11 protein-coding genes are annotated in these 18,072 nt (G+C 46.0%); 3 read left to right on the top strand and 8 right to left on the bottom strand.

The genetic code is table 11. The features are described from left to right. Positions 1-336: 336 nt before the first annotated feature. Together namA and GC093_RS05260 are read left to right on the top strand one after the other, a co-directional pair. Positions 337-1,347 carry an NADPH dehydrogenase NamA gene (gene namA, locus GC093_RS05265; protein ID WP_171650816.1) on the top strand — a complete coding sequence of 337 codons (1,011 nt, stop codon included), beginning with the start codon at positions 337-339 and terminating at the stop codon, positions 1,345-1,347. Between the two features lie 297 nt (positions 1,348-1,644). Continuing rightward, positions 1,645-2,403 (top strand): polysaccharide deacetylase family protein, encoded by a 759-nt coding sequence (locus GC093_RS05260; RefSeq protein WP_171650815.1) that lies wholly within the window; start codon positions 1,645-1,647, stop codon positions 2,401-2,403. Positions 2,404-2,502: 99 nt separating this feature from the next. Here GC093_RS05260 and GC093_RS05255 read toward each other — a convergent pair whose 3' ends face one another. Continuing rightward, positions 2,503-6,177: an Npt1/Npt2 family nucleotide transporter gene (locus GC093_RS05255; RefSeq protein ID WP_171650814.1), complete on the bottom strand. Its 3,675-nt coding sequence runs from the start codon at positions 6,175-6,177 to the stop codon at positions 2,503-2,505. Positions 6,178-6,479: 302 nt separating this feature from the next. On the opposite strand from GC093_RS05255, the gene GC093_RS05250 reads away from it, so the two are divergent. Beyond that, the gene (locus tag GC093_RS05250; RefSeq protein WP_171650813.1) at positions 6,480-7,292 is read left to right on the top strand and encodes a hypothetical protein; all 813 of its coding nucleotides are present in this window, start codon (positions 6,480-6,482) and stop codon (positions 7,290-7,292) included. Positions 7,293-7,435: 143 nt separating this feature from the next. Here GC093_RS05250 and GC093_RS05245 read toward each other — a convergent pair whose 3' ends face one another. The 7 genes from GC093_RS05245 to GC093_RS05215 form a co-directional block, all read right to left on the bottom strand. Beyond that, positions 7,436-10,222, bottom strand: coding sequence for an MGH1-like glycoside hydrolase domain-containing protein (locus tag GC093_RS05245; RefSeq protein WP_171650812.1), 2,787 nt, complete (start codon positions 10,220-10,222; stop codon positions 7,436-7,438). 55 nt (positions 10,223-10,277) lie between these two features. Next, on the bottom strand, positions 10,278-11,834 hold the full coding sequence (locus GC093_RS05240; RefSeq protein WP_171650811.1) for an extracellular solute-binding protein: 1,557 nt from the start codon (positions 11,832-11,834) through the stop codon (positions 10,278-10,280). A 38-nt stretch (positions 11,835-11,872) separates the two neighbouring features. After that, positions 11,873-12,742: a carbohydrate ABC transporter permease gene (locus tag GC093_RS05235; protein WP_246313577.1), complete on the bottom strand. Its 870-nt coding sequence runs from the start codon at positions 12,740-12,742 to the stop codon at positions 11,873-11,875. A 22-nt stretch (positions 12,743-12,764) separates the two neighbouring features. Continuing rightward, a complete protein-coding gene (locus GC093_RS05230; RefSeq protein WP_246313569.1) occupies positions 12,765-13,727 on the bottom strand; it encodes an ABC transporter permease in 963 nt (320 codons plus the stop codon). Between the two features lie 164 nt (positions 13,728-13,891). Then, positions 13,892-14,950 (bottom strand): response regulator transcription factor, encoded by a 1,059-nt coding sequence (locus GC093_RS05225; RefSeq protein WP_171650810.1) that lies wholly within the window; start codon positions 14,948-14,950, stop codon positions 13,892-13,894. Further along, positions 14,943-16,760, bottom strand: a complete 1,818-nt coding sequence (locus GC093_RS05220; protein WP_171650809.1) for a sensor histidine kinase — start codon at positions 16,758-16,760, stop codon at positions 14,943-14,945. Before GC093_RS05220 ends, GC093_RS05225 begins: the two co-directional genes overlap by 8 nt. 105 nt (positions 16,761-16,865) lie before the next feature. Beyond that, positions 16,866-18,056, bottom strand: coding sequence for a DUF418 domain-containing protein (locus GC093_RS05215; RefSeq protein ID WP_171650808.1), 1,191 nt, complete (start codon positions 18,054-18,056; stop codon positions 16,866-16,868). Positions 18,057-18,072: the final 16 nt, after the last annotated feature.

The raw sequence follows: 18,072 nt of genomic DNA, 5'->3' as shown, positions 1-18,072 counted from the left end.
CACCATGCCGTTAAGCATGGGAGAGACGGTTCTTCCGCTCTATTTACCAATATTCACTATAAATTACCACATATTTCATGTTATTGCAACACGATTCGAGTAATATTTATTGGCTAAAGGAGAATAATGCAGAAAAAAAAGTGAACAGTATCATTAAGATAACACAGCACAAACCAGACTCAGATGTAATACGAAAATAAAAACACATCAAAATTGGATTTCCCTCCAAAAAATCATGTATAATTTTAGCTATAAAGCAGCTTACTATTATAGAGTTATTTACTTAATGTTTAAAAGTATCCCTAATTGTACAAATAGGATGGAGGCAGAGAAGCTATGAAATTATTTTCACCAATTACGATAAATGGGATGACCCTCAAAAACCGCATTGTTATGTCGCCTATGTGCATGTATTCGTGCGTGGACCAATCCGGCAAGGTACAGGATTGGCACAAAATCCACTATCCAGCAAGAGCAGTTGGTCAAGTTGGACTTATTATCGTAGAAGCATCAGCAGTAACAGCGCAGGGTCGTATCTCGCCTCAAGATCTTGGTATTTGGAGTGATGAACATATAACAGGCTTGAAGGAGCTGGTTGGACTGGTGCATGGCCAAGGCTCCAAAATCGCCATCCAATTGGCTCATGCAGGCCGTAAAGCAGTCCTTGAAGGCCCAATCATCGCACCTTCAGCGATCCCCTTCAATGACAGCTCGAAAACACCCGAAGCCATGAGTCTGGAGCAGGTGAGAGCCACCCAACAGGCTTTCGTCCAAGCAGCACAAAGAGCAAAAGCGGCCGGATTTGATGCCTTGGAACTCCATGGGGCGCATGGCTATTTAATTAACGAGTTTCTATCTCCGTTAACCAATCACCGTACAGATGTATATGGCGGAGATCGGGATAACCGATACCGCTTCCTTAGAGAAATAATTGATGGAATCCGTGCCTCTTGGACAGGTCCTTTGTTTGTCCGCATCTCAGCCAATGAATATCATCCTGAAGGTAATCAGATCGAGGATTTCATTTATTTTGCTGAACAAATGAAATCGCAAGGAATCGATCTGATCGATTGCAGTTCAGGTAGCGTTGTACCCGCCAGCATCCATGCTTATCCTGGTTACCAAGTCCCTCTCGCTCACACTATTAAAGCATCTGCTGGCATCGCCACAGGGGCTGTCGGGATGATCACAACGCCAGAGCAAGCGGAGGAAATAATATCCAATGATCGTGCCGATCTTGTACTGTTAGGTAGAGAACTGCTGCGCGATCCTTATTGGCCGCGAACCGCAGCTAAACAATTAAACGCAGAGCTTGCTGCACCCAAACAATATCAAAGAGGCTGGTAAGCAAACCAATCCCCCTTGCCTCTTACTATAATTAAAGAACGCTCCTTTTCGGGAAAATGGATTCTAAACCACCAATTTCCCTAATAAAAGGAGCGTTTTTTATGTCGCAAAAAATCTTATCGTTCTGTTGTGCAAGACTTTCTTGTTCCCCTCACATGAGAGCTCCTCTATTTCTTCATCTTTGCTTGGTTAATAAGGTAGAAAGCGGGAAAACTATAATGCACTCACTTTCGAGGAGCTAATTCCAGCATACGCCGTTTTGCCAAGGGCTTGATCTGGGAAGGAGAATCCAACATAATGTGGAAATTTTTTGCAAAAATATTACTGCTGATGTGCTGTCTATTAATTGGTTTAAGCGGTAATTTGAGCGCTGCACAAACACCTAAGAAAAATCGCTTCTACTACGAGAAGCGGGGCGAAGTGGTATGGGAGGTGCCGACCGAAGAGAAAGTAATAGCATTGACCTTCGATGACGGTCCCGATCCGGAGGATACGCCGCAAATCTTAGAGCTTTTGAAGCAGTATGAGGCCAAAGCGACCTTTTTCATTGTAGGAAATAAAGCGGAGCTACACCCTGAGCTTGTTAGCCGCGAGGTTGCCGAAGGTCATGAGCTAGCCAATCATACATACCATCATACCTACTTCAATCGGTCCTTTCCCGAGAATAAAATTTCCGAGGAAATAAGTCGTGCGGAGAAGATCATTTACAGAACATCCGGTCAAAAGCCCCATTTATTCCGGCCGCCGGGCGGATATTATAATGAAGCCCTTGTCCTTGCAGCAAGAAAAGCCGGTTACACGGTAGTAATGTGGTCCTGGCATATTAACACAAGAGACTGGGCTACGCCAGGTGTTGCCAAGATTACGAGCACCGTATTGAATAATGCGAAAAACGGCGATATCGTGCTACTTCATGATTGGGTTGAAGGCAAGACACAAACGATTGATGCTCTAAAGCAAATTTTGCCTGAGCTCAAAAACCGCGGCTACCGTTTTGTAACCATTTCGGAGCTGCTGACCTATCGTAAGCTAAGCCCAGTGAAGCAAATGGATTAAGAGTACTACTCTATCGCGATTTCTACAATTGAGTAGATGAACAAAAGGAAACAACGGCCATCCCTGAAGGATGACCGTTGTTTTTTTTATGCAGTATGTTTAGCGAATTCCATCTTCATGGAGCATACCTTTAACCCGGTCAGCGAGTACCTGCATCATACTGCGGAGCAAGTCAATATTTTGGAAGCAGAAGGAGAATACCTGATCTTTTTGAAGCTGAAGCAGTACAGTCTGACCTATCGCTGTGCAATCAGCAGAACGAGGGCCGCTATCAATGATGGCCATCTCGCCAAAATATTCTCCTTCGCCTAAAAAGGCGAAGGTTTCACTCCCCCTATGCACACGAACGTTTCCTTCAATAATTCCAAACATGGAGTCGCCGAAATCACCTACACCGCATATAGCTTCTCCTGCTTCGTATTCAACTTCATCCACCATTTGGGCCAAACGAATGAAATCATCTTGAGTCAAATGGGAAAACAGGTCAATCTTTTGTAGAATCAGTACTCTACGTAGAATCTTGTTGTTATGCGTCGAATCAGCTAGTGAGTCAGCCTGTCTCAACTCAGCCAAAGAAGCAGTGGCCACTTCCGCCAATGAAGAGAAAGCTTCCTGTTTAGAAGTCAGATCTTGTTGAACCGACTCCTCCCTAGGTTGCGCACTGCGATCAAGCATAGTCCGCAAGCGGCGTGATAGCAATTTCATCATTTCCAATGCAATCCCCGTGCGGTCAAACATCAACTCATATAACGCAGTGGAATCAAGCCTCCACAATTGAATATCCTCTTCGACTCGGACTGTCGCCGTTCTTAATTTTTTGGTTAAAATGGCTGTTTGGCCAAAGCAATCTCCAACTCTCAATTCACTTATCTTCTCTTGATTACGGTATACGCCAGCTCTACCGCTTTGTATTAAATACAAGGAATCCCCTGGATCACGCTCTTTAAATACAGTAGCCCCACTTGTTTCACTTACCCTTTTCAATTGTGCCGCAATAAAAAACAAATCCCTGCTCGTCAATCCCTGAAACAAAGACACCTTCTTCAGCAAAAGAACCCGCTTCATCTGATCGGCCAGCCAATCTAATGAAATGTTCTTGGATGCATCCAATCGGAGTTTAAGCGCTGCGTGCTCCACTAGCCTGTTCTCCTGCATAACGTCCAACTGTATCATTTGCCGCAGCCACTCATCCCCATGCTCATAGAGCCAAATCAGCTTTTCGTCCTCCAAAGCTTCCTTCTTCAGGGCACCTGTTACTTTTTGTGGAGACGACATGATCTTAATTATTTCCATTCGAAGATTCCCGAGCAGCATTTGATCCATAACCTCTGCCGCATTCGCTTGCTGCCTTGCTTCTCCCTCAGACCAGTTAGCGTAAACCGCTTGAACGGTTTTGGATTCATAAACAAGCCCCAAGAGTCCAAAAATACGACCGGTCATCGAGGATCGGATCTGATCTACCGCTTCCGAAATGGCCGAATAGGCTTTATTTCCAGCAACTCCTGCGCTCTGCTCGGCAAATTGCCAATATAGCTGTATTTCTTGGAGGATCAATTCCTCCACAAGCTTTTCGTCCACCTGCCGGATCCCATGACGCAAGCTTCTCAGCGCTTCCAAAAGCTTATCCCGCATTTCATAATTCGAGGGGCCATAATGGATCAATAAAGTATCAAAAGCCCCTTGCGTTCCAATTCGTTCGAAAACTTTGGGCAAATGGAGCAATGATGTACCTTCCTCAATAAAGTAGGGCTCCAGCAGTCCGATGATAACTTTCTCGTCATAAGCCGCCAGCGCTTCAATAGCATGCCGCCGCGTCCGACTATCCTGAAGCATTAGCACAATATGAGGTACTAAAGCAGGTACACGAAGCAATGCTGCAGATTCCAATGCACATATTCGCACCTTTGATGAGGTATCATTCAGCATCGGAACCAACGGCTTGAAGAAGCTTTGGATTCCAATCCGACCAAATAAGACAGCCATGGCCGTCCGTTCCTCTTCATCCGTACTTTCAATCAATTGCTTGAGCGTTCCGACTGCGCGAAACATCCCCTCAATTCCATAAAATTTTATTAATCCGGCTATCGCTCCGGCTTTAATCTCTACTTCATCTGCCTCAAGGTGCAGCGTAATTTGATCCAAATACTCTTCTTTGGAATAAGCCGCTAATGCTAACAAGGCTTGGGCTTTGACCTGAGGATTGGGTGAGCTTAGTAGCTCCTGCAATTCTTGCTCCAATCCTGCCGGAGTCATTTGTTCGATATAGATGATAGCTTCTACACAAACCTCCGGATAAGGATTGCGAAGCAGCGCCGGGATATGTGGAGATAGGTCAAAGCCGTCCAGCCCGCGTAAAATCTTAAGGGCATACATAACCTGATGCCTATCAGAGCTCTCTAGTGCAGAGATCAGAATTTGTCGACTGGCAGGGTCCATTAAATCGAGTTCCGTTTCTTGAAGATCCGTCCCCCTCGTTTCCAAAGTAGACAGCAAGGTTTGCAAATAAGCTTTTTTCACCTTTATAGCGGCTACTACACAGCAGGCGAGCAAAGCGAGAATAACATAACTAAACTGCCCTGCACTAAGCAGCGGGGATAAAATAATTAGACTGATCCCCGCTATCCCCTTGGCTCCATTTCGCACGACACCGTCCAAAAAGCCTTTGGCCCTATTCCGCCATTCTGGAGAAATCGGAAACATGATCAGTTGGCTTACAGAGGAATAAATCGTATCCCCAACTACCTTATCACTTCCTTTTACGATAACGGCCAGCGCAAGAACAGGCATCAATAATACCCCTAGACTACCTGTAAACAAGGCAATAGGGAATACGAGAATCGCTGTCATAACTCCAAACCGAGTTAATAATTTACCAGCAACGAATAACTGAACGAACAAAGCAAGCAGCCCGGAAAAACCGTAGAAGCTCCCCATAAATCCGGCAAGAGCATCATTTTGCAGCGTGTTTCTAAGAATGACTTTAAATTGATAATCGACAAAAGTGAGCGAAAGCACCAAAGTGGCCGACATAATGGCGACGTATTTCAGATGGGGAACATTTTGAAACAATCCCGCCTTCTGTTCCCCCTGCCGCTTACGTTCATTGGTTGGTTTCTTCGTTCGCGCTTTCGACGTTGAGAACAATTCCTCTGGATCTCTACTCATCCCAATAACACGATATACAGCTATCAAAGCCAGCAATTGGAGTGCAGCATAGAAATAGATTAGATTGGCCGTACCCGTCAGTGGGACTAGCAGCTTTAAACCAAAGCCGCTAATAATCCCTCCAATGATCCCCCCGCTCCCAACTAAGCCTATCATCCGTTTCACCTTTCGCTGGTCCATCACAGAGGTGGCAAATTGCCAGAAGATTACGATCATTAGAAAATTAAACACATCGTAAACCACATAGATCACAGGGTAAACCCATGTGTAATTTTGCCCCACCCCAATTCTGGAGACGAGTACTAGCAACGAAACAATTGGAATCAACACTTTGATCAATCGATCCAAACGAAAACGACTGCTAAATTTCTGGAACAAAATACCGATCAAAATAAGGGATGCTGACTGCGGCAAATACATGATGGATAATTGCGATGCATCAAACCGCGAAAGAAATAGCGCGTCTGCCGAAGTCCGCCCAAGCGTGGATGCCGATACTACGCAAAATAGATAGCCAAAAAGCCATAGTACCTTCGTATATTCTTCCTTATCTTCTGTAAACCTCTGGGCTGCCTTTACCATCGTCTTACCTGTAAAAAGCTTGAGCATGAGGCTGTACTCTCCATTCTATTATTTAAATAAACGTGGCTTTCTTTTATAAATTGTACACCAAACCTAGTTCCAAGGTACTACTAATTTTTCATAATAATAGTTTTATAGACTTGTCCCCCATTCGTTTATTCCTTTTCCTTGACAGACTGTTAAGGCATCTTGTATATTTACACATATAATTTCATTGGATCGCTTACAACGGAAGCATCGGTAAGAGGAGGCTAATTGCCTTTCTTATTGGTGCTTTTTTTGTTGCAATCCTGCAGCTTACATTCTATGTGTTAAAAAGGAGGAGTACTATGAACAAAAGGACAATTTTCATAGCTTTGCTTACCGCCTCTATACTGGCTTCCGGCATTCCCACAACAGCAGCGGCTGCCCCGATTAATTTCACAACTTCCATCAAGTCCTCGCTCGATAAAACGATTGCAGCTGCTGAAAGTTCACAGGCGGATAAAATCAACTCTCTGTATGACGAACTTCTCATGCTCCAGAAACAATCACAAGACTTGGATGTAGAGATCAAAGCACTTCATACTCGTAACCAAGAGACTTCGGCCTCCCTCAGCAAAGAAATCCAACAAATAGACGCTGACAACTTGGACAAGCTTGAATCTGAAGTCACACAAACTCGTGAGCAATACAAGGCGTTATTCTCTCATTACAGCTCTTTGAATAAACAGATTGAAGCCGCCAGAATGTTGAAAAACAAAGACTTAAACAGCATGCTCCGCTTCCAAGTTAATATCTTAAAAATCCCTGTTCAATTAGCGCGTATAAACATCAGTACAAAAGAAAATGAATGGCGGGCAGCAAAAGACCTGGCAGCGAAAAAGAAGAAAGAAATTCGAGGCAGCTTGGAAGACATCGCCCCTGTTAATTTAGAAATTAAAAGTAAGCGAAGCTCGATCAAGACTATCGAAACCGATGTAACTCCAGTGTGGAATACGTTCAAACAAGCAGCTAAAAAAAGCGAACCCCTTAGCGTTCTGGACACGCTAGCCTCCCTAATATCTTTGACACATCAAATCAATGAAGAGAAGCAAGCCATCCTTAATCTTGAAAACAAGATCGGCGATATTCTTTCTATTGCGAAGGCACAAATGCCGTAAGCCAAGTAATCAACCTGCTAGATTTATTATAAAAAACACAAATGAAAGAATTATAAAAGAAATCAGCACGAAAAGCCCAAGCCCGCGCAGGACAAGCCTTCGCGATCTTGGGTGGACTGCTGATTTTTTTTAAAAAGAGATATTTATCTGCTCAATACTACCTCGGAAACCATCAGCCTCCCACTGCTTTCCCCAGGTAATCGAATGTCCAGGACACCATCCTCAGCGGATAGGACATCCACAGGGTTCCCGTTCCAGGTGACCCGGTAGTTACGCCCTGCTTGCATGCAAGCCAGAAGAGAGTGAGTGCGATCTGCCGCACCAAAATAGCGAAGTTCGGCGATAAGCTCCGAATTATCCATGCTGAACTCCTTCTGCTCCAACCAAACATCGTAACCGCAGGTAAGCGTCCCTGGTCGGTGATAGGCGGCAAACCAGCTCAGCACTGGAGCGGACAGCCCACCGAAGTGATGCCACCCTGCCCCTCTTCCGGATTGGACAATGAAATGCTCATAACAGTTGTAGGTCTCGCCTGTCTCCGTCTTCCATAGCTCCAGCGCCGTGCGGGCGATTCGGTGTGCCTGTTCGCTGTAGCCAAGACTAAGGAGCATTTTCCAATAAAACCATTGATGAGGCATCCAGACTGCGCCATTCCAATAGCCATCTTTTTTATAATAAGCAGCGCTCTGATCAACGGCTGTTAAACCGATAGGGCTCCATAAACGACTACTGTCGGATATATATTCAAGCAAACGATGCTCTTGTTCAGGATTGCAAATACCGGCTACAAGCGGATAAGCTCCATCCAGCCCCATATTATAGTTTTGCCCGCTTTCATGGCGTAGCAATCCATTAGGTTGACCCTTAGTATCGTGCAGAACATAACCGAAGTATCCGCTCCCTTCATCCCATGCATAATCCTGAATCGCTTTGCCAAAAAGAGCAATGTCCCCCTCGTATTCCTCAATGTCTCCATCAAGACCGCCTATTGCGGTTGCCGCCATTTTTAAAATTTTGGCTATACGGATGGCATGGCTCGTGTTGGACACTGGAGCTGCTTCAGCCGTCAACCGGCTGCGATGAACTTCAACCTGTGGAGCATAATCATCCCAGCCTCCGGAATTATAGAAATAATCCCATGTCTTCAGCAAGCCAGAGGATAATGCTCTTGTTGTCGAGCTCCCAAGCTTACCTGCATAGAACTGATAATATTGCCTAAGTTTGGGGTAGAAATAGTTCAGCAGTTCCTTAGATTGTGTCTTATTCCAAATTTCCAGAAACAAATAATGCTGTACAGGAACCATACTTCCGTGGTGAATGAACGCGGCATGCGGATCTCCCGGTTCAGTAACGTAAGCATTTAAGCATTCCACCGCCCGTTCCATATCAAGCTCCGCCAAGCCAATCCCGATAAAACCGGAATCCCAGGTGTACAGGCTATCCCACCAACGACCTGGAGTACTGTGACGAATATAAGAACGCTTCGTATAAACCGGATAAACGACATTAGTAGCCAGCGTGGCCTCCATCAGTTGTTGGCTAAATCGGTAAGGTTCACCGGACGGATTGTAAGTCTTCGTCCTGCCCTGCGATGACTTCTCCTTCATCGAAGTGTAGGTCGCCTCGCATTGCTCCTCATTCATCAGAAAGGAAGAAAGCTCACGCTCCACATCGTCCTTGCTTCCGCTGCATACCATTCCATATATAAGCTTGCTGGAACGCGGAGCCAAAGGAATGGGCCTCAAATACACATTGGTAAAATGGCCCCTCCCCTCTCCCTTAAAAATAGAGCTAGTATGATGATGCACATTGTGACGCATAAAACGATCGAGCTCATCACAATGGAACTCCCGCACCTCGTAGTCATCATAAACCCACAGCAACCCATAATAGTGTTCGATTCCTTCATATTTCAGCAGCAAGCTGTTCGGAACAGGTCCCGAGACCATGTGTGGATGCGCCTCGTCCGATTCAGGCATAAACCGTACTTGATCAAGCACATTCTGATCCGTAATGACAAACCCGTCAAACTCCACAGAGACGGCGAAAGCACTGCGGTTGCGGTTGTCGTTGCTGCTACCGTTATTGCTGACGTTACCACCTTCTCCTGTTGCAGCAGCTTCGCCAGCAGTAAAAATAAGCTCATGCTGCCCTGCCCCGAGCGCTCCTAAGCTAACACTCGCTTCAGCCAGCTCACCTGTCCCAGTAAGCTCAATGGGAGCATCCATCGCACCGCCAAGCCTAATACTTATACGGTGCCCTTCGTTCATTCTGAAACGCAGCAGCAGCACGGCTCGCTCCATCGGCTTGGCAATCACAACCGTGTAGGAAGCACGATCCCCCGCTTCCCTACCGAAAAGAAGCGCAGAGCCTCCCACTAATCCTTGTCCGCGTACTTCACCCCGAAAAAAGCCGTCGTATACCAGGTTGTCGCTTGGCCGGGGCGTTGCGTAGGACAACTCCGCATAGTCCAGTGCATCCGTCCACAATGCCCCCTCCGGAAGCTCCGGGCGAACTGTTCGCAGCAGCTCCCCATGACCACGCACCTGCGGAAAATGCATCGAAGCCATGTAGTGGAGCACAACATTCTGCTCAGCTTCGGTACGGTTAACGAGTTCACACCGGACAAGTCTCGCGTTCCCAGACATCTCAGCATAGGAGATATCCGTATAAACTTGATCCTTCCATTCCAGCTCATGCCTATGCGTGTACCAGCTTAGATCGGGTGACGCTTCCCACGGATGGTAGCCCGACTCCCACATCGCATTCGGTACGTCTACCTTTCTGCGATAAAACCCGGGGAATACGCTCAAATCAAATCGCAAACCTCTTTGGGCGTCTGCAATATGTGAAATGCCAATGTATTTCTTCGTATATGGCCCCCATAAGGGGAGCTGCTTTAAGTCATGCGTTCCAACCAGGTGCTCCATGTCCACCACTCCTTAACGAATTAAGGCATTGCATAAAGCAATGCCTTTACTCTAACTATTTATGTGTGCTCTTATACCAATCAGTCGCTTCTTTGATAATTTGATCTCCACCGCGTTTTTTCCAATCCTCGACAAACTTATCAAATGCATCTGGCGATTCCTTACCCGTTACGATTTTCGCAGCCATCTCCAACCAGAGGCCATCTCTCCCGAGCTCTGGGCGAGCTTGTGAAGTTGGCAGAGCAGGCATACCTAAACCATCATTTTTCCGACCTTCCTTGGCAGCCACATCCATCGCCTTCATTACAAGGTCACCGGAAGGACGGTTTTTCATAAATTCTGCATCACTCAAGTGGGAAGGTCCGACCATACGTAGCCATGTCAGATGCATTTCTTCACGATATATGTCTTCCTGCTTCTCCGGATATTTGTACTTGATCTTTCCGCCCTCTAACGTATAGTCATCTCCTTCTATCCCGTAGGTAAGGAACTTCTGGGCTTCGTCTGAGTAAAACCAATCCAAAAACTTAATGGCATTTTCCGGATTTTTCGTCGTTTTTGGGATAACCCATACGCTGCCCCCGACGGCAGAGCTGATGCCTAAGCCGCCTTTGCCGTCAGGTCCTACTGGCGCCGGAATGATTTCCAATTGAGCAGTTGGTGTTCCTGTCCTTACCTCAGCCGCCCATTTATCGGCCAATCTTGGACCGTGGATCCATAAGCCTACAATGCCCTGACCCTTAATTTTCGCATCCCAATCCTTAGGCTTTTGTACGAATACTTCATTATCCAACAGCTTTTGTTCATAGAGCTGACGGTAAACCGCTAATGCATCTTTCATCTTCGGACGGATCAGGTTAGGAATCAGCTGTCCGTTTTCAAATTTCCAGTCCGCCGGCATGACATCGTAAGCCCCGAAGAATGCCTCGGTAAAAGCAAGCTTCTCCCGTCCGGAGAATGGAATCTCATCTTGCTTTCCGTTACCGTTCGGGTCCTTTTCTTTAAACGCCTTCAGCATTTCGATATATTCCTCTACCGTTTTCGGCGGCTTTAGCCCCAGCTTATCAAGCCAATCCTTGCGGACCATCATAACGTTGCCATTAGGCGTAGCATTTACCGTTGGAACACCGTATATTTTGCCGTCTTTGCTCACGGAGGCGAAATCCCATGATTCCTTCGGGATGTTCTTTTTCAAATTAGGACCGTACTTGTCAATCAGCTCGTTCAGCGGAATTAATACGCCCGTATCGATAGCCGGAGCCACCTCAGGCTTATTAATACCATGTGTTTGCAGCAAGTCCGGCAGCTCGCCACCGGCAAACAACAGCGTCAGCTTTTGATCAAATTCACGATGCGGAATTAAATCCAGCGTCACATCCGTTTTAGAAATTTCACGCAGCTTTTTCGTATACTTGTCTTCATTAATATTCGCGGAGCCCTCAATGTATTGCAGCCCTTCGGTGCCAATTCCTACCTTCAGCTTAACCGGCTTGCTGTCTGTTTTGGTCGGTGAATTAGGTTGACCCTTAGTATCGCCACCTGATGAGCAACCAGCCAATGTTCCGGCAGCCAAAGCCGTTGATAATGCGAGCATCGTCATTTTTTTTCTCATGTGACCCTTCTCCTTTATAATTATAATGAAGTGCTATATCAACCTTTCACTGATCCCAGCATAGCGCCTTTTATAAAATGCTTCTGAATCAGCGGGTAAACCAACAAAATCGGGAGGGTAGCGACCATAATCGTTGCCATTTTTATGCCTTCCATCGATTGCAGCGTCACATTCACGCTTTGCATGAGCGCTTCGGTATCACTGTCAACGAGCAGCTGGCGCAGCTTTACTTGGAGAGGAAACAAGCTGGGATCCCGGATGTACATAATCGCACTGAAGTAGCCATTCCAATGACCAACCGCGTAAAACAGTCCAACAGTGCTTAAGGATGGAAGCGACAGCGGGAGCACAATGCTCCACCAGGTCCGATACTCATCACAGCCGTCAATACGAGCAGCCTCTACAAGTCCTTCAGGAATTTCACGGAAAAAGGAAATCATAATGATCAAATTGAAAGCGCTTATAGTTCCGGGAATAATAAGTGCCCACAGCGAATTGAGCATCCCTAAGGACTTGATGAGCAAATAACCAGGAATCAATGGCACTTGAAAAATCATCGTGAAAACAATCAGCATTAAAATGAGTGAGCGGCCCTTCAGCTCATTTTTGGACAAGCCATAAGCCATCAGTGAGGTAAAAAACAGATTGAAGACCGTCCCCCCCACTGTCAGCAGCATCGTCACACCAAAGGATTTCCATATGGCCGCGTTCTGGAGAACGGCTTCGTAATTAATCAAAGTCCACTCAACCGGAAAAATACTAACCCGACCTTGGGAAATGGCATTGCCACTGCTAAAAGAGCCTGCAAATATATGCAAAAAAGGAAGCAGCATAGCTAAACCGGTAATAGTGAGAAACAAATAGTTGCCATAGTTAAACGCACGGCGTGAAGCATTTTCCCTGATCAAAGTACCGCTCTCCTTTCTATAATCAATAAATCGAATTTCCGGTTGTTTTCTTGCTCAATTGGTTGGCTCCGACAACCAGAATGACACCAACAAGTGATTTGAATAATCCGATAGCTGTCGTATAGCTGTACTGACCACCCAAAAGACCAATCCGATAAATGTAAGTATCAATGATCTCGCCCGTCTCCGTCACCAGAGGATTCAGCAGCATATAAATCTGCTCAAAGCCGAGGTCAAGCACGTTTCCCACTCTTAGCAGCAGCAGCACCATGATGGTTGGCAGGAGCGAGGGCAGTGTAATGCTAAAAGCTTGCTTCAGCTTACCCGCTCCATCGACTTCAGCAGCTTCATACAGCTCTGGATTGATGCCCGCTAGTGCCGCAAGGTAAATGATCGTACCCCAGCCAACTTCCTTCCATATGGCGGAGATGACGACAATCGAACGGAAATAGCCGGGCTCCTGCATAAAAAATACCGGTTCCTTCCCCATCCACCTCAGTATGTCATTAACCATACCCGAGCTTGGTGACAAGAAGTTAATGACAAGCCCTCCTACAATGACCCATGACAGAAAATGCGGGAGGTAAAGAATGGTCTGCACCGTTCGTTTGAAAAACATCCGCCGCACTTCATTCATCAGCATAGCTAAAGCGATAGGGGCCGGAAACCCTAATACGATTTGGTAGATACTAATCAGCAGCGTGTTCTTCAACACTCTCAGAAATTCGGGATACGTAAACAGGTTGTAAAAATGCTTAAGCCCAACCAGCTTGCTGCCAAAAATTCCATTAAACACGTTGTAATCCTGAAATGCGATAATCACGCCTGTTAGCGGAATATATTTGAATAAAATAAAATAAATCAGCCCAGGAAGCACCATCGAATAAATTTGCCAATGTTTGTACCAATATGGCTTTCGCTTCGAGACTTCAGCCGGAATGGAGATTGCTGGTTCCGGTGCTGTGCCATTATTTCTTAACTCCATTGTATCTCTCCTTCCCCTTCTCACTGCTCAATTGTAACCGCTATCATTTCTGGCGACCATGTGTTTAAAGGTTACAAGTTGTGCTTTTTTGACATATTTACTCCCTCCATGTTCTAAAGAAATACAAAACAAAAAGACGCGCAATGCTGCCACGTCTTATTTATTTATGTATTGCTAAATCTTTTCTTGTAGTCATTGGGCGATAACCCGCAGTATTTTTTAAAGGATTTAGAAAAATGCGGGTAGTCCGTATATCCAACAGCATAGGCAACTTCGTACGTCTTACTCTCTGCAGCTTCCAACAGCTCCTTTGCTTTCTCCATTCGAAGCTTGATGACGTAATCTATGAAGCTCAGTCCGAGCTCCTCTTTGAAGCACCTGCTGAAATAAGAGTCAGACATACCCGCCTCATTAGCAGCATGGGAAAGTGACAAGTGCTCACTTATATAATGAGCTGCGATATATTCAACCGCCTTCTGAATACTCTGGTTCTGTCCCCAATTACGCATAATACGTATCTGCTCTGCATATGCGGCAATGCTCGTTCCCGCACGATGCAGCAGCTCATCTGGAGATAGCGCTGCAGGGGAGAGCAGAGGCTTCGAAAGCTCCTGCAATTTACCGCCGCTTTGGGCTACAAGCTCCGCTTCTGCCAAGATGAGCGCATCCTCCAGCTGCTCCGAGCATTGCGCGATAGTCAATCCGCGATTCAACAGCTGCTGCTGAAAATCTGCTAGGTGCCGCAGAGCTTCGAGCTCTCGAACCATCCACAGGTCATCCGCAATCGAGCCCGCAATCCCCTTGCATTCCCACAGCCTCTGTCCCCGCTCCTTCAAGCTTCTGCCTTTCTGCTCCAATCGCGCTGCCGCTTTGCCCAACAGATCCTCCAGCTGCTCCTGTCGGACCGGCTTGAGCAAATAATCCATGATTCCATAGCGCATTGCCTGCTGCGCATACTTGAAATCATCATAGCCCGATAAGATGACAATTTCTGTTGCCTGTTCCCGGCTGCGGATTTCTTCAATGAGTTCCAAGCCGTCCATAACCGGCATGCTTATATCGGTGATGATCAAATCTGGCTTCAGCCGCTCCCATAGAGCGAGCGCCTCGCTCCCATCTTCCGCCTCCCCCAAGACGCGAAATCCATGCGAGCTCCCATTAATTAGCTTGGTTAGACTACGCTTGATCATCACTTCATCATCAACAATTAATACGTTATACATCCTCTTCACCCTCTCTCCAGTTGATGATTTTCAGCCGCATCTCAATAAGAGTACCTGTCTCATCGGACTTGACGATATATAGCCCATAGGACGGTCCAAAGCTAATTCGGATGCGTTGATGCACATTCCATAAACCGATGGTATCAAAGGCTCCGCTAACATCCCCGTTCTGCGGCAGCCCCTTGCTGTCATCCGTCATAAAGGCTGCATTGTACCGTTCCATAAGCTGACTGTCCATTCCTTGTCCCCGGTCCTCAATGCACAGAACATATTGCCCCTCCTGGAGCTTGCCGGTAATACCTATGTAGCTTGGCTTTTGCTTGTTAGCTTGATAGCCATGCTTAAACGCATTCTCCACAAGCGGTTGAATCATAAGCCTCACTCCGTGTATTTGAGAAAGTAATTCATCCTCAACACAAATCTCGACTTGCAGAGTATTAAAGCGCTCCTGTTGAATTTCTAAATAGGTGCGGATATAACGGATTTCATCCATTAATGTGACCGCTTGCCCCGGATTACCAACACTGTACCGAAAAATATCAGCCAATGAAGTAGCCATCCTGCTAATCGGCTGAACATCCTCAATAATCGCATAGGAGTTAATGATCTCCAATGTATTATAAAGAAAATGAGGATTGATTTGGGATTGCATGACCTGCAGCGCTGATTCTCGCTGACGGATTTCCATCTCACGCTCCTTCCTATGGGAAGTCTGCACTTCCTCAATAAGGCGGCCAATCTGACTGACCATTCGGTTAAATCCCCGATTCAAGCCTCCTAATTCATCGTTTCTCCTCTCAGGAGCCTTGACGCTAAGATCCCCTTCTTCCGCACGCCGCATAAGCCGCTGCAGATGGGACAACGAGCGTGTTAAATAGAAAGAGAAGCCTCCCGTTATCATTAACGCCAGCCCTACCAGCAGGAGACCGACCCACAGGGTAACATTCCTAAGACCAATCATTTTCCCATTCAGTTCCTTTAAGGATACTTCAGAAACAAGCGTCCATCCCGTCATCTGAGAGCGTTCATATATAATAAGCCGATTGTCGCTCTGAGCCTTCTCCACATAGTACCCTCTCTGACTTGCCAGCAGATTTGCACTAAGCTTAGGTGTTTGAGCAGGCTCTCCCCACTTCTCCCTCTGAGGATGGTATACGATGCGCCCATCAGCATCCATAATCCATACAAAACCGCTTTCCCCCAGCTTGATCTTCTCGCAAATTTTAATGATTTCATTAAGCCTTGCATAAACGATAAGCATCCCGTTGGATTGATACGAAACCGTATCCAAAAAATTACGGGCAATCGTTAGCACAGGGGTTGATTCCATGTATTCAATGCCAACAATCCGGTAGTTCCGATCACCAAGAAGCGCATCCTTATACTGTTCATAGCTTTCTTTGGCTGCAGTAGCGCTGTAGCTTGCGGTGGCAATGCCGTTCTTGGAAACAATAGAAAGCCCATAAATATCAGGACGTCCGAAAGTAATGTTTGGAAACAGCTCATCGGATATTTTTTTGCTGACGAGAAATCTGTCATACTGATCCTCGGGTTCGAGCTTCATGAAGGATTGTATCTGTGGATGCAGCAGCAAAGGGTAGGTTATTCTCTCCAGATCAGAGAAATATCCATCCAGCTGGGAATTGATTTGACCCATAAGCTGCTCACTGTATTCAATTGCGTTATGCTCAATGCTCTCAGAAGCTCTTACATACCAAAGCGTGCCAAAGACTAGAAACGGTACACATAAAAAGAATAGGATGAGAAGTACAAGCTTCGTTTTTATTGACAGCGCTTTCTTAATTAACAAGCCTCTCCACCCCGCTGCTTCAGTTTAGTAAGATGTACTATCTAAAGTAGCATGAAATCCTGCTCGATGGAAGGTTGTTGAATTGAAACAGTATAGATAAGTTCTTTAAGCCTTCGTTGTCGGAGTTCCTCCTGTAGCAACTCCCTGCTTCCGGTTTAATGCAGGCCATTGTCCATAGGTACCGGCTCTCCAAAGCCATTCTAACGGTCCCATTCGATAATGATGAAGCCACAGCTTGCTCCAAAAGATAATAATCACAACCACTGCAACCGAATAGACCATCCCTACCCACAGCGGCAAGCGGTTAACATAGTTCCAGAAAACCTGCAGCAGCAGCATGGTAAGAATAGATTGCACTAAGTAGTTGGTTAAGGTCATTCGCCCGACCGCTGCCAGGCTGCTAAAGCGCTGAATACCATATCGATGAATCATCAGCAGCAAGGTACATATGTAAAAGATCGCCATTGTTTTACCGGTAAAATGGGTGTATGGGTAAAGCTCCATCGGCATGTAGACGGGATGAGAGCTATAATAATGGACCATCGGAATAAAGAGCAGGATGGATAGAATGAAAGCCGACATGTGCACACGGTGGACAACAGTCACATTAAGCTCCTTATGCTCGAACCAGCTCTTCTTTCCTGCATACAGCCCAAGTAGAAACAATCCCAAGATTTCAAAGCTTAATGAAGCAGCATTCCCCAAACCACTACCCAGTAAAAAATCGATCCGCTCTCCCCAATCCGGGATATGTGTAAACAACGGTTTACTTAGCTCTTTCGAAAGACCGAGGGCAAATGTAGCTAATATTATAAAAAGCCCAAACAATCCGGATAAAATAAGACTCCATACTAAAATCGTCTTGGGTGATCGCTTGTAAAATATAAGGAGTAAGAAGCCTAGGATAGCATACGTGTACAAAATATCACCGAACCATAGCAGCACAGCATGCCCAATACCCAGAACCATCAAAAGCAGAAGTCTTCTCATAAACAAAATTCGAGGGCGCTTCCCTTGACGTTCAGCGTTTTCAAAAAATAAGTAAAAGCCTACGCCAAACAAGAACGCGAAGATGGAGTAAAACTTCGTTTGGAACAGCATGTCGTAGATCAGACGAATAAAAGCGTCCAACCCTCTATAACTAGGCTCAAATGCGTTGCCAATACCGATCATTTCGGGAACATTTACGAAAAAAATTCCCAGCACCGCAAAGCCGCGGATCACATCGAGCCCTATCATCCGCTCTTTTGAAACCAACAGCTCAGAAGTCATTGACTCACCCTTTCTCTCTAGCATATTAGCACAGCTATTG

The sequence above is a fragment of the Paenibacillus foliorum genome (assembly GCF_013141765.1).
Classification (GTDB): domain Bacteria; phylum Bacillota; class Bacilli; order Paenibacillales; family NBRC-103111; genus Paenibacillus_S; species Paenibacillus_S foliorum.
Note: the sequence above shows the minus strand (reverse complement) of the source record. Positions and strands in the feature narration are given on the sequence as shown.